We start from the raw sequence: 13,527 nt of genomic DNA, 5'->3' as shown, positions 1-13,527 counted from the left end.
CTTATCGGCTTAACTTCAAACGTTGCAAACGCAAGGCATTCAATACAACGGATACCGAACTGAAGGCCATCGCTGCCCCGGCCACCCATGGAGCAAGTAGACCGGCTGCGGCAATCGGGATGGATGCCGTATTGTAAAAGAAGGCAAAAAATAGGTTCTGCTTAATGTTGCGAAACGTTTTTGTACTGAGCTGCACGCTATCAGCCACACTGTGCAAGTCGCCGCGCATAAGCGTAATATCGGCGGATTCAATCGCCACATCTGTCCCTGTTCCGATCGCCATCCCAATATCGGCGACCGCGAGTGCCGGTGCATCGTTAATGCCATCGCCAACCATGGCAACTTTTTTGCCTTGGTCTTGGATCTTTTTAATTTCTTCGGCTTTTTGTTCCGGAACCACTTCTGCAATCACACGGTCAATTCCGACTTGCTTGCCGATCGCTTCGGCCGTTTGCTGATTGTCTCCCGTCAGCATAGCCACTTCTAAGCCGAGGTCATGCAGCCGTTTAATCGCGGCTTGGGACGTTTCTTTCACCGTATCGGCAACAGCAATCATCCCGGCATACTTGCCGTCAATAGCAATGAGCATCGCTGTCTTTCCTTCTTTCTCGAGGACGGACATCTCATCACCAGCAGATCCGATCGGGACAGAAGATGTTTGCATGAGTTTGCGTGTCCCGACAAGGACTTCGTCTCCATCGACAAAGGCACGCACTCCAAATCCTGGCAACGCTTCGAAACCTTCGCTCTCTCGCAACGAGATTCCTTTTTCTTCAATGCCTTTGACCATCGCTTCTGCAAGGGGGTGCTCCGAGTTTTTCTCTACGGCACCGACGATGGCAAGCACTGATTCCTCATTGAAATCAGGAGCTACTTCGACATTTGTCAATGCAGGTTCTCCCTTTGTCACTGTGCCCGTCTTGTCAAGTACGATCGTTTGGATCCCACGTGTGTTTTCCAAGTGCTCGCCGCCCTTAAAGAGCACACCATTTTCAGCAGAGCGACCCGTACCTGCCATAATGGATGTTGGTGTTGCTAATCCAAGCGCACAGGGGCAAGCGATGACGAGGATGGTAATGAGGGGCACTAACGCTGAACGTAAATCCCCGGGGTTGATCACGAAATACCAAACAAGGAACGTTGCAATGGCAAACAAGACAACGACGGGCACAAAAATCCCTGACACTTTATCAACCGTCCGTTGGACATTTGCCTTGCTTCCTTGCGCTTCTTCTACAACTTTCACAATTTGGGAAAGCGCCGTATCTTTCCCGACTTTCGTCGCTTCGACTTTGAGAAGCCCATTCTTATTGATCGTTGACCCGATGACCTCGTCTCCTGGTTTCTTGTCAATCGGGATACTTTCACCAGTGATCATCGATTCGTCCATGGCCGATTGCCCTTCATGAATCCTTCCGTCCACCGGCACTTTCTCTCCGGGGCGCACCATAACCGTGTCTCCCACAAGCACTTCTTCAATAGCGACTTTCATTTCCTCGCCATTACGAATGATGTGTGCCGTTTTGGCTTGCATACCGAGCAACTTTTCAATCGCTTTGCTCGTGCGTCCTTTGGCACGTACTTCAAACAGTTTCCCGAGGACCACGAGCGTAATAATCACGGCAGCCGTCTCAAAGTAAAGCTCCGGCATCCCTTGTTGCCCAGTGGCATACCATTCCCAACCCAAGAAGATGCTATAGAAAAAGGCCGCCGTTGTTCCGAGGGCAATCAATACATCCATGTTTGCACTTTTGTTTTTCAAGGCTTTGTAGGAACCACTGTAAAACTGGGCCCCAACGAAGAACTGTACGGGAGCCGCAAGCGCTAGCTGCACCCAAGGATTCATAAACATATCCGGCATATAGAGGAAGGACGTAAACTCAAAGTGGGCCACCATCGTCCAAAACAATGGCAACGTTAAAATCGCCGCAAAAATAAATTTGCCGGTTTGCTTGCGTATTTCTTGATCTTTCGTACTTGCTGATTCTTCCCGTGATTGTTGCGGTTTAAGGGTATATCCCAATTTGCGGATCCCTTCGATCATATTACCGACGGATACTTGGCCTTTATCATATTCAACGGAAGCATTCTCCATGGCAAAATTGACCGTTGCCGAAGAGACTCCTTCCATTTTCGAGAGCTTTTTTTCAATTTTTGTCGCACAAGCCGCACAGGTCATGCCCGAAATATCAAAGGTTTGATTTTCATGAATCACTTGATACCCAAGTTTATCAATTTTCGCTTCAAAATCTTGGACATCCGTTTGATCGGGATCGTAAACAACATTGGTTTTTTCCATCGCAAAATTCACATTTGCTTCGCTGACCCCGTCGATTTTGGCAAGACCTTTCTCAATTTTTGTGGCACAAGCCGCACAGGTCATGCCTGCGATTTGTAGGGACGCTTCTTTTTGTTCCACTTGTTTTCATCTCCTTCTCCTCGTTAGAAAAGCTCTGATCGAAATCCTTTGCGTGCGTATGAATAAAGAAGAGATTGTTTCAACGGATGGTGAGTACCAATGCTTCCCACGAGTGCTTTCCCAAGCGTCGGTGTCATGGAACGATACCAATACCCTTGAGGGTATAAAACAACAATAGGACCGTACTTGCATTGACCATTACACAACGTTTTTGTCGTGTGGATCGTATCCGTTAAGTTTTGATCGCGGATGTCTTTTCGTATCGCCTTGGTGACTGTTTCAGCACCGTTACTGATGCAAGATTTCCCATTGCACAGTAGAAGATGGTGACAAACGCCATGTAAATCCATCCACTCCCTCCTTCTGTTAAGGCGAATGAAACAATATACAAATCGGGAAGATCAGTTTCTGAAATCAATATACCATACCCCCATATGGTATGTAAATGGTTAGATTATATTTTTTCATTGCAGCCTTAAACGATCACTTTCCTGTTATTATGACAAGCGCATATATGTTTTTTCTCCATGCGCTATCATAAAGTGGTTTAAATCTTCATCAAAACATAGCTTATAGAAATCTTATCAATGGCGAATGCTATCGTTAACAGGACTACAAGCATGTTTACTATATACCTATACTGGGTATATTGATTATAAGGAGGGGATATAATGTCGAATAAAGATCATCATGAGCATGAACATCACCATCACAAAGACGATGGCCATCATGCTCATCACGAAGATGGTCATCATAACCATGATCATGACGAGCCACATAGCCAACATGATCATCATGATCATGACCATGAACATAACCGTGACCATGACGACCATGCTCATCACAGCAGCCATGGGAACCATTCCAGCCATGGGGATGACGGTCATTCCGGCCACGGCCATCACGGCCATGGCAATCATGAAGATATGATGGCTGATTTTAAGAAACGCTTTTTCGTCACGATTATTTTGGCTATACCCATTATCATATTGTCCGATATGATCCAGATGTTTTTTAACTATACCGTTGCATTTCCCGGCGATACAGCCGTTGAGCTCATCTTGGCCTCCATCGTCTTCTTCTACGGCGGTTGGCCTTTCTTAACGGGTCTTGTAAATGAGATCAAAGATAAATCCCCGGGGATGATGACGCTCATCGGCTTTGCCATCACTGTTGCGTATGTCTACAGTGCCGCTACGGTCTTCGGCCTTGAGGGGATGGATTTCTTTTGGGAGCTAGCAACATTGATTGCCATCATGCTTCTTGGTCATTGGATCGAGATGAAATCCGTCATGAAAGCTTCCGATTCCCTTGAATCTCTTGTGGAGCTGATGCCTCAAGAAGCCAATAAACTCGATGATAACGATCAGGTAACATCCGTCGCTGTATCTGAGCTTAAAAAGGGAGATCGTCTTCTTATTAAGCCGGGCGAGAAAATACCGGCAGATGGACACATTTTAAAAGGAAAATCCTCGATCAATGAATCGATGCTTACCGGGGAGTCTGAACCGGTTGAAAAAGGAGAAGAGGACGAAGTCATCGGGGGAGCCATCAACTCCTCTGGATCGTTAACGATCGAAGTCTCCAAAACGAGTGACGAAGGGTATTTATCGCAAGTCGTTCAACTCGTCAAAGAGGCACAGGAAAGCAAATCAAAAACACAGATGCTTTCGGATCGCGCCGCAAAACTGTTGTTCTATGTTGCTGTTGTTGCCGGAATCGTGACCTTCAGCACTTGGATGGGACTTGGTGTGAGCACAGAGTTCGCGGTCACCCGAATGGTCACCGTGCTTGTTATTTCTTGTCCGCACGCCCTCGGTCTCGCGATTCCGTTAGTAGCCGCGCGTTCCACAGGGATTTCAGCTCAGAAAGGGTTATTTATTAGAAACCGCATCGGATTTGAAAGTGCCAGAAGGATAGACACGATGATTTTTGATAAGACCGGAACACTCACGCATGGGGAATTCGGAGTTACAGACATTCTCCCGGAGAAGGATGTATCCGAAGAGGAACTACTAAGGCTGGCGGCTTCCCTTGAATCACAATCGGAGCACCCGATTGCTGCCGGGGTTGTTGCAAAAGGAAGAGAAGAAAACATCGATATTCCTCAACCGGAAGCTTTTGATTCGATGACTGGCGCAGGCATTACCGGAAAAATTGACGGCAAGACAATTTCGGTCGTTAGTCCGGGTTATCTGCAAAGGGAAGGAATCAGCTACGATGAGAGAGACTTTTCCAAACTGGCCGAAACAGGCAAAACCGTTGTTTTTGTCCTTCAGGAGCAAACATTACTCGGTGCCATTGCCTTAGCTGACGTCGTCAAAGAATCCGCCAAGGAAGCCGTTGAGCGATTGCACCAAATCGGCATCGAAACCGTGATGCTAACCGGTGACAACGAAAAAGTGGCCCAGGAAGTGGCCAAACAGATTGGTATCGATCAAGTCATTGCCGAAGTCCTTCCTCATGAAAAAGCAGAAAAAGTTAAAGAACTAAAGATTGACGGAAAACGGGTTGGTATGACCGGGGATGGCATTAATGATGCACCCGCACTTGCAAATGCCGATCTCGGCGTCGCCGTTGGAGCAGGTACAGACGTCGCCATGGAAACAGCCGATGTTGTACTCGTCAATAGTGACCCCCTCGATGTCGTATCCATTGTCGATCTGTCAAGAGTCACTTATCGCAAGATGATTCAAAACCTTTGGTGGGCCGCCGGCTATAACATTGTGGCGATTCCACTCGCAGCAGGTGTGCTTGCTACATGGGGTTTTCTCCTTGATCCAGCCTTAGGTGCGGTCCTCATGTCACTGAGTACCGTCATCGTAGCGATCAATGCCCAGACGCTCAAAATGAAGTAAATACTCTTGGCTCTATAAGCAATCGGATGAAAATCGAATTACGTGCCTTGACTTTGTATCAGGGTACAGACTTTACCATAATAACCGAGGAGGGAAAGGAATGAATGGTTTATCGGTAAGTCAATTAGCAAATGCCTCGAACGTTAATGTTGAAACAGTAAGGTATTATGAAAAACGTGAGCTTATTTCTGAACCTCCTCGGACAAAATCTGGCTACAGAATGTTTCCGAAAGAGGTGGTACAAGACATTCAATTTATTAAACGTGCCCAGAATGTTGGATTTAGTCTTGAAGAAATTAAAAAGCTGCTATTAGCTTCTCATAACGAAAACTTTCGTTCAGAAGATATGTACGAATTTGCAAATAATAAAATCCAAGAAATTGACTCGAAAATAAACGAATTTATTCACATGAAATCATTATTAGAAGAATTAGCAGCAAATTGTCCGGGTTCAGGTGTCCCTAAAGACCAGTGTCCAATCATTACAAACCTATCTAAAGACCTGCGGTAATATGTCAAGTTCAAAATCACAGTAAATGAAGTTGTCAAAGGACATTTAGGCGAAAAAAGCGCGCACTGAACAACACCAGTAATAAAATGTAAAATACTGGTAAAATGAAAGGCTAGCCCTCAGCCGATGTCGGTCAGAGGTTCACGCCCCTTTCTGGCGTAAAGAGTTGGTTTTTGCGTAGCAGCGCATCCACCAATCGCACGAGTTTTCTTGCCGTGAGCACGAGTGCACGTTTGTGTTGATGTTTCGGGACTTCTTGATACTTCTTCTGATAAAAGACTTGGTATTCCGGAATTTGCCTTCGTACCGAGTTGGCGGCTTCAACGAGGTAATAACGCAAATAATGGTTCCCTTGACGTGTCAGTGAAGTATCTTCGGCGGTAAACCGCCCGGACTGGTGTTTTCGCCAGTACAGTCCCGCATATTTAGCTATTTTTGTTTCATCGGGAAACCGGTCAATCTGACCGAGTTCGGCAATGATGCCTGCGGCGAAGACCGGACCAATGCCCGGGATTGATTCCAGCGTCTGCGTCAGTCCTTTCATGATCCGAGTAATGGACTGATCGATCGCCTTGATTTGCTTTTGGAAGGAACGAATGAGCTCAATGGACGTTCCTAAAAGTACATCGATGGAATCTTCGACCACTTTGTCCAATCGGTACGATGAACGGACGGCTTTCTGGATGGATGCGGCGACAGCTTCCGGATCGGGAGGTTCATTGTAAAATTAATTGCAACACATAAATTAAACAACAAAACCATCGTGAGACCGTGTATCATTAATGTCACCACAACACTTAACACACGGAGGTCTCAACGATGGCTAACACTGATTCTAACACAACCCGACGTACGTTTTCACATTTGTCCGAGACAGAGCGAGGGGAATTCTCCGCCTATCTCACGATGGGGCTGTCTTTACGAGCCATCGCAAAGAAAATGGACCGCCATGTCAGCACGCTCTCCCGCGAGAAAAAACGGGGGACAGTCCAACAGATGGATACGAACCGAATATCGTATAAAAAGTATTATCCGGATGCCGGGGCGCGTGTTTATGAAGCCCATCGTCAAAACAGCGGATGTCCTTCTGTGCGCCCCAAGGCTTCTGCGTTTCTAGCATTCGCCGAGAAGAAAATCTTGAAGGACAAATGGTCGCCTGATGTCCTCGTGGGTTACGCCCGTAAATGCCCGGAGTGGCAAAGTACCTACATCCCCTGCGCCAAAACCCTTTACAACTGGATCGATGCCGGGCAATTAACGGTTATCAATATGGATCTGCCGCTCAAGCTCCGGCGGTCAACCAAGAAAAAACGCTCCCGCGAAAACAAGCGCGTTTATGGGACAAGCATCGATGAACGCTGTCCTTCGGTGGACACCCGAGAAACCTTTGGGCACTGGGAAATCGACACGGTTATTGGGAAGAAATCGAACGATGAAGCCCTTCTCACGTTGGTGGAGCGACAGACGCGAAAAGAACTCATGGTGCGTCTCGAGGAAAAGAATGCACCCTCCGTTGAGAAAGGGCTGAATGCCATATTAGCACCTTATCAAAAGAATCTTACCTCGGTATTTAAGACGATCACCGCCGACAATGGATCGGAATTTAGCGAGTTAGATACCCTAGGCCAAAAAGAAGGGATCTCCATCTATTTTTCCCACCCCTTTGCATCGTACGAGCGTGGCTCCAATGAGCGCCATAACGGGCTGATACGACGATTTATCAAGAAAGGTGAAGCGATCCATTCGTACACGGACGAAAAGCTGCAAGACGTAGAAAAATGGATGAACAGTCTCCCACGTAAAATCTTAGGCTATGAAACGCCCGATGACGTTTTTGCGCGAGCTTTATCCGGGGCGGGCTAGCCCGCCCCGGATAAACCCAGGAAACCCTGTGCCACGGTCCATGATGGAAGTGTTGCATTTAATATTGCAATTTACGTTCCGGATCGGGAAAACGATTTCTCCCTTTCTCTTGAAGAAACCGAGCCAGGTCCTCAAGCGGAAGCTGGGCAAGTTCATCCAGGCTGTATTTTTCAAGAAAGAGTTCCATCATAGCATGGCCAAACACCGATGAATCCACTTCTTTGGAAAAGGTGTTGCATTTATACTCCAAGTGCTGCAAGAAGTGTTGTTTCTCTTTCGTCATCGCTTTGGTCAAGTGATAACGCGAACGTGTCAACTGCTGGAGAGCCACGTATTGGCTTTCTTTGACAACGGACATCTGATTGCGCCCGAAACGCATATAATCGGCGATCACAAAGGCGTCAATCTCATCGGTCTTGTTCATGTCTGCGAAGCTCTTTTTAAAGTTGGCGATCTGCTTCGGATTGATCACAAAGACTTGGGCGCCATAGGGTTTTAAATCATCGTCATCATGCAAGAACATGGATGGATGAAAACTGTAGACGGATGTGGACTCCAGACCGATCTTTAGGATGTCAACCTCTGTATCGGCCAAGAGCTCGAGCAACCGTTCTTTGAGCACCTGGGCACCCGGCCAGTCATTGGAAACCGTAAAAACCGAAAGCTGATCACCTTCTTGATCAAGCACACACACTTTCATATCAAACGAGCTAACGTCAAGCCCGACAAACATTCGCATGGGGGGATTCCTCCTTTCATTGTAGAATCATTCGGTCGTTCTTTGGACGCCTCGAGATATCTCTAGTGTGAACGCCGATCATCAACCTCGTGTATCAGAACTCCATCGGCATTGAAAGCCGCCCCAGGGGCTGCTTCCCCTGAGTTCAAGAGGCCGAGGGCTCAGCCTGCGAGTAGGAAGTGCCGCACGTACACTGAGAGACAGTCTTTAGTTGTGGTCGAACCACAGGAGAGAAAAGAATTGTCCCAAATGATCCTATGATCATTATCTAGAAATATCTAGAGACATCCAAGGAAAAACCATATGAATCTACAAAATATCTTGTGGAATTTGCCCAAGATTTGAAGGGCTTAAACTTACTATACGAGGAGAGATCGAAGATGGCTAAAAAATTAGTTGAAGTATTTACGTCAGGTTGCCCTATCTGTGAAGGGACTGTAAAACAAGTCAAAGACCTTACGCAATATAGTGCTGAGCATGAAGTTGTTGTGTATGATTTGAATAAGAAATGTGACACCGACGAATGTGATGATAAAGCTAAAGAGTATGGGGTTAAATCGGTCCCATCGGTTGCTATTGACGGGAAATTAGCGGATTGCTGCAATAACAACGGCGTTAACTTCAATACTTTAGAAGCAGAGATACTAGGTAAATAAATTTATCAGAAACAAGGTTACACGTAATCAGGCGCTTTCCTTTAATCTAGGATTGCGCCTTTTATGCTATGCATGAGCTGATTCTGATTTTCAATCATAGGGCTTCAGTTAAGTTTGGCTATTTTTTCTGCAGCTGAGAGCACCCATCAGACTTTCAATCTCCAGTTAATCTGATCCGCTATTGGAAAACATGAAATCCTGACAAGCATTCATCATCTTTTCACCCTCTGGGGAATTCATAGCATCCATCATCATTCCATTCATCATACCGCCTTCACTATGATCTCCAGATGCCCATGTAATACCGATCGGGGTTGCGACCAAGACAGCAGCAATAGCAAGTGATGGAATGAGTAAGAACTTTTTGTTTTTCATGCGGAATCCCTCCCTTCTTTTTATCCTCGTACTCAACACAAATCATAACAAATAAATATGGAGAATCTTTGAAGACACCATGAAAGTCATGATTCCCACTACGCTATTCTATAGCTCGTTCTGAGGGGGTAGATTGTATTTGGCAGAATGTCTTCCTCCTCATTAATTGGATTTTTTTCCGATTCGCCGATCATCATTATATGATGGTTTTCCTCGTGTTGCGGGGGTGGTTGCTTTTCCATACTTGAAAAGGGGAAGGTCCAGAATGTGAGTAGCATTAACATACACGTTGCAACGAGCAGGACATAATCATATTTTTGAATGAAAGTTGAAAATCTTTCCTGAAGGACGTGGCGAATACAAAACATTGTGGTGCCCATTAGCAATAACAAGCTGATCAACAGGAGGGCTGCCCCTTCCGAAATCGTGAGCATTTCTATAACCATTGTTCCCATCATCCCTGCCATGATCCCGGAAAAAAGCCCTTCAATACTCGCTAGCACATGTAAGCGTATACCGAGAATAAATCCGGTGATTCCAGCAAAGGTTATGCTGAACAAGGTCGAATATAACAAATTTCCATGAAGAACGATTCCGATGAAAAAACCTAATGACAAGCCAAATACCATGGCCAAAGCCATGGTCATCATCATATTGACCATAAGGCTACCTTTATATCTGCTAAAAAAATAAATGGAAAAAATGAAACCCAGATGTATGGATAAGAAACCAATTATATACATATACCCCGTAATCATTTAATCATACTCCTTGTCCTTTACCACTATTTTATGGCTATAATATCAACATATGATAAATGCAAAAATGCATTAGGGGGGTAATGTATATTAAACTCAAATAGGGAATCTGTTTCACAGTCAATTAGACCGGATGAAAAGTGCACGCTATAAATCACATACTCACAAGGTAGCTTTTTTCCTCTTTCAGGAAAGCACTGCAAGCTAAACGCCGTGACAGCCGTACGAAAACCCATAAATCGAGGAATGCTCTTTATTATATTTTTCAGCCGCAGGAATGAGCCCATCCAATGAGATAAAAACATAATCCCGGCAACGGAAGCAAATACGATGCCGAACAGAATATCATTTAATAAAGGCATCAAGACCATAAATGCGACCACCGCACCGAGGGGCTCTGATAACCCTGACAAGAATGGATACAAAAGTGCTTTCTTTCTGCTTCCTGCTGCATAATATATGGGGATAAATACTCTGATGCCTTCCGGGATATTGTGAAGGGAAACTGCGATCGCTATGGCAACGCCGATCGTAGGTTCTTGTAAAGCCGCGGTAAAGGCAACAATGCCTTCCGGAAAGTTGTGAATGGTTATGGCAAGTGCGGTGAACCCCCCCATTCTCATTAGTTCCGGATTTCTGGCCGATTGGGGGGAGATTGATCCATCTCTTCTACTTTTTTCACTTTATGAGGGTTGCCTTGATTAAGAACGAGCTTGTCGATCAACGCCCCCAGCAACATACCGGCAAAGAACCCACCCACCGTCAGCCAACTTCCGATCTCCTCCCCTATAGCGCTTGTTAAGGCCTCCTGCGCTTCAAAAAAATCTCCACAAAAGATAGGTAAAAGCTTTTGCATCATTCCAATGGAGATTGTCATTTATTTAGGTTTCAAACCAGCTAATTTTTTTGATTCCTCTCCGAAAGGACTTTAATAAAACCAAAGATATGTGCAGCCCACACGATAACAATTAAAAATAGAAATGGAATTCGAGCAAAATTTGGTAACGGGATGTGAAAGAACAAGAAATAAACCGTGTGTAGAACGACCAAAATATAATATAGGTGCACACGCTGTTGGAGGTATTTCCAACCTTCTCGACCAAGCACTTTTATACTCTTTTTATTCGAGGTCATGAAAAGTGCAAATAAATAAACCAAGGCCACTATGCCAATAAGGTTACCGATGGCAAAGCCTGGATCAATATCATAACTATTTGTCATGGGATTAAAGACAAAGAACAGCCTCATGAAGTCCCACATAATCCAACCGTCAAAAATAATGTAAACATGAGCAAAAGCCGTTATGGCCACCCAAATTCCCAACTGTTTCCTCCAGTGCAGCAATAATTTCATGCTGTTGCTGAACTTTGAAGAGGATCCAAGAAGGAGAATCGCTACGATGTAAAGAACAGATATGTCGGCAAAAGCACGGTTCCAGGCATGCATCGGATCCCATTCTCTTCTTAAAAAGAGAAAGAAAGCCATAAGTGCCACGGTTACAATGAACAAGGTAATATGTTTTTTGATCGCTCGGCTCATTCTTTTCTTTCATCCCTTTCCATACGTTTTTTTATCAGTATAGAAAAAATATATGAAAAAACTATGGAGATCTATGGAACACCGGCAGCTTTTGTATCTTTCATAAAAATACTTCATTTTTTCTTCACTTTTTTCACCTACACTAGAACTATGAGGAAAGATGAGGAATGATAAAAGGAGAAAAACACAATGATTCCTCAGTAAGGGGGCATACATTGAATGTTAAAGGGTCAATAACTTCATCATCTGGATATTTATAAAGGGGGGGAGCAATTGCGGGGTAAATATATCATACCCATTGTTTTGACGGTAATAACTTTAGTGTTTCTTCTAACGTTTAACCCATTTACAGTTGAACCTGAAGCCGAGGAAACAGGGGAGTGGGTAGAGATTAACCAAAACAAGGTGAGTGCAGAGATTGGTAAGGAAAACGTTGAATTGGTTGACTTGCGTGAAAAAGAGCTTTACGACGAAGGACATATCCCCGGTGCGATTCATATTCCTTACGATGAATTTCAACAACGTTATAACGAATTGAGCGATAACAACCGTATCATCTTAATTTGCCACACAGGGAGCATGGGGGTTGATAGTGCGGACTTTCTTGTTAATCAAGGATTTGATGATGTCGCCAATTTTGGTGGAGGAATGGCCGTTTGGGAAGGGCCACTGGAAACAAATTAACGACTACCATTGCCCTAACGTGGAAAAGCCCATGGTCGCCGTTTGGTGAGCATTAAGTGATGGTATGATTTTGTGATCTTATATTGCGTGTAATATAGGATCACATTTTTGTCTTAACGTAAGTCGTAGTTTTAGAATTTGTAAATACCTTAATGCTATTACACAGGTAAAACTATCTATTCGGGAAAGAAAATTCTCATACAACTTATTGTCAAGTTCATGGAATTTTTGATCAAATGCCTAGAAATGAGTGAAGAAAATGCTGCTTTCTAATGTACAACCATTAAACCCCGTTGCCTTTGAAATCTTCGGCTGGCCGATATATTGGTATGGCGTTATTATCATTCTTGGTGCCTTACTAGGGTACGTATTAGTCAACCGTGAAGCCATACGTCGTGGACTTCCAAAAGACTTTATCGCAGACTTACTCATCTGGGCAGTTCCAGTTGCACTGGTTTTTGCAAGGATGTATTATGTCATCTTCAACTTGGATTATTATTTGGAAAACCCAGGACAAATAATTGCAATCTGGGAAGGTGGCCTTGCGATCCACGGTGGGCTAGTTGGTGGCGTTCTTACTGGGTATGTATTTGCAAAAATTCGAGGCTATTCTTTTTGGAAAGTTGCAGATATTGCAGCTCCGGGTATTTTACTTGGGCAAGCCATTGGGCGCTGGGGCAATTTTATAAACCAAGAGGCTCATGGCGGAGAGGTATCGAGGCAATTTCTTGAAAACCTTATGCTTCCGAATTGGATTATCAATCAAATGCTCATTGATGGCAGCTACTATCATCCAACTTTTCTATATGAATCCATTTGGAGTTTTATCGGGGTTGGGATTCTTCTTTATTTACGAAGAGTCAACTTGAGGCGTGGTGAGCTTTTTCTCACGTACGTTATTTGGTACTCATTTGGTCGTTTCTTCATTGAAGGATTACGTACGGACAGTTTAATGATCTTTGACCTCCTGCGTACGGCACAAGTCATTTCCATTGTTTTAATTGTCGGTGGTGTCATCACTATCATTTATCGAAGAAAAACAGGCTTATCTAGGATCAGGTATTTATCCGATGATCCACCGAAGAAAAAGAATAGGAAAAAAAATAAGAATAAGAAATGAGGGGT

Annotated in this window: 13 protein-coding genes and 2 pseudogenes; 6 read left to right on the top strand and 9 right to left on the bottom strand. The window is 44.5% G+C overall.

What is annotated here, in order from left to right; translation table 11 throughout:
* Nucleotide 1 precedes the first annotated feature (1 nt).
* Both HUG15_RS02205 and HUG15_RS02200 read right to left on the bottom strand, forming a co-directional pair.
* Nucleotides 2-2,383 (bottom strand): heavy metal translocating P-type ATPase, encoded by a 2,382-nt coding sequence (locus HUG15_RS02205; RefSeq protein ID WP_246516609.1) that lies wholly within the window; start codon nucleotides 2,381-2,383, stop codon nucleotides 2-4.
* Between the two features lie 59 nt (nucleotides 2,384-2,442).
* Nucleotides 2,443-2,769 (bottom strand): (2Fe-2S) ferredoxin domain-containing protein, encoded by a 327-nt coding sequence (locus HUG15_RS02200; RefSeq protein ID WP_142090513.1) that lies wholly within the window; start codon nucleotides 2,767-2,769, stop codon nucleotides 2,443-2,445.
* Nucleotides 2,770-3,090: 321 nt separating this feature from the next.
* Between HUG15_RS02200 and HUG15_RS02195 the strand changes: the two genes are divergently transcribed.
* Both HUG15_RS02195 and HUG15_RS02190 read left to right on the top strand, forming a co-directional pair.
* Nucleotides 3,091-5,277 carry a copper-translocating P-type ATPase gene (locus HUG15_RS02195; RefSeq protein ID WP_142090512.1) on the top strand — a complete coding sequence of 729 codons (2,187 nt, stop codon included), beginning with the start codon at nucleotides 3,091-3,093 and terminating at the stop codon, nucleotides 5,275-5,277.
* Nucleotides 5,278-5,377: 100 nt separating this feature from the next.
* Nucleotides 5,378-5,788, top strand: a complete 411-nt coding sequence (locus HUG15_RS02190; protein WP_142090511.1) for a MerR family transcriptional regulator — start codon at nucleotides 5,378-5,380, stop codon at nucleotides 5,786-5,788.
* Nucleotides 5,789-5,921: 133 nt separating this feature from the next.
* On the opposite strand, the pseudogene HUG15_RS02185 reads toward HUG15_RS02190, so the two are convergent.
* Nucleotides 5,922-6,497, bottom strand: a pseudogene (locus HUG15_RS02185) (IS110 family RNA-guided transposase); the annotation flags it as partial.
* 110 nt (nucleotides 6,498-6,607) lie between these two features.
* On the opposite strand from HUG15_RS02185, the gene HUG15_RS02180 reads away from it, so the two are divergent.
* Nucleotides 6,608-7,651 carry an IS30 family transposase gene (locus tag HUG15_RS02180; protein ID WP_200126720.1) on the top strand — a complete coding sequence of 348 codons (1,044 nt, stop codon included), beginning with the start codon at nucleotides 6,608-6,610 and terminating at the stop codon, nucleotides 7,649-7,651.
* A 76-nt stretch (nucleotides 7,652-7,727) separates the two neighbouring features.
* On the opposite strand, the pseudogene HUG15_RS02175 reads toward HUG15_RS02180, so the two are convergent.
* Nucleotides 7,728-8,390: pseudogene (locus HUG15_RS02175) on the bottom strand (IS110 family transposase); the annotation flags it as partial.
* Nucleotides 8,391-8,770: 380 nt separating this feature from the next.
* On the opposite strand from HUG15_RS02175, the gene HUG15_RS02170 reads away from it, so the two are divergent.
* Nucleotides 8,771-9,046: a thioredoxin family protein gene (locus HUG15_RS02170; protein WP_142090510.1), complete on the top strand. Its 276-nt coding sequence runs from the start codon at nucleotides 8,771-8,773 to the stop codon at nucleotides 9,044-9,046.
* 165 nt (nucleotides 9,047-9,211) lie between these two features.
* Here the strand turns inward: HUG15_RS02170 and HUG15_RS02165 are convergent, their stop codons facing one another.
* The 5 genes from HUG15_RS02165 to HUG15_RS02150 form a co-directional block, all read right to left on the bottom strand.
* Nucleotides 9,212-9,421: a hypothetical protein gene (locus HUG15_RS02165; RefSeq protein WP_142090509.1), complete on the bottom strand. Its 210-nt coding sequence runs from the start codon at nucleotides 9,419-9,421 to the stop codon at nucleotides 9,212-9,214.
* 98 nt (nucleotides 9,422-9,519) lie between these two features.
* Nucleotides 9,520-10,179 (bottom strand): hypothetical protein, encoded by a 660-nt coding sequence (locus tag HUG15_RS02160; protein ID WP_211202324.1) that lies wholly within the window; start codon nucleotides 10,177-10,179, stop codon nucleotides 9,520-9,522.
* A gap of 26 nt (nucleotides 10,180-10,205) precedes the next feature.
* Nucleotides 10,206-10,796, bottom strand: coding sequence for a ZIP family metal transporter (locus HUG15_RS02155; protein ID WP_405127388.1), 591 nt, complete (start codon nucleotides 10,794-10,796; stop codon nucleotides 10,206-10,208).
* A gap of 5 nt (nucleotides 10,797-10,801) precedes the next feature.
* A complete protein-coding gene (locus HUG15_RS23590; RefSeq protein WP_425504026.1) occupies nucleotides 10,802-11,038 on the bottom strand; it encodes a ZIP family transporter in 237 nt (78 codons plus the stop codon).
* 38 nt (nucleotides 11,039-11,076) lie between these two features.
* A complete protein-coding gene (locus HUG15_RS02150) occupies nucleotides 11,077-11,718 on the bottom strand; it encodes a ferric reductase-like transmembrane domain-containing protein (protein WP_142090507.1) in 642 nt (213 codons plus the stop codon).
* Nucleotides 11,719-11,991: 273 nt separating this feature from the next.
* Here HUG15_RS02150 and HUG15_RS02145 point away from each other — a divergent pair, with 273 nt between their 5' ends.
* Nucleotides 11,992-12,402, top strand: coding sequence for a rhodanese-like domain-containing protein (locus tag HUG15_RS02145; RefSeq protein ID WP_142090506.1), 411 nt, complete (start codon nucleotides 11,992-11,994; stop codon nucleotides 12,400-12,402).
* Between the two features lie 259 nt (nucleotides 12,403-12,661).
* The gene (lgt, locus tag HUG15_RS02140; RefSeq protein ID WP_142090505.1) at nucleotides 12,662-13,522 is read left to right on the top strand and encodes a prolipoprotein diacylglyceryl transferase; all 861 of its coding nucleotides are present in this window, start codon (nucleotides 12,662-12,664) and stop codon (nucleotides 13,520-13,522) included.
* Nucleotides 13,523-13,527 lie beyond the last annotated feature (5 nt).

Source organism: Salicibibacter cibarius, from assembly GCF_016495725.1.
Lineage (GTDB): Bacteria > Bacillota > Bacilli > Bacillales > Marinococcaceae > Salicibibacter > Salicibibacter cibarius.
The sequence above is the reverse complement of the archived record's forward strand: the minus strand, read 5'-3'. Positions and strand labels throughout refer to the sequence as shown.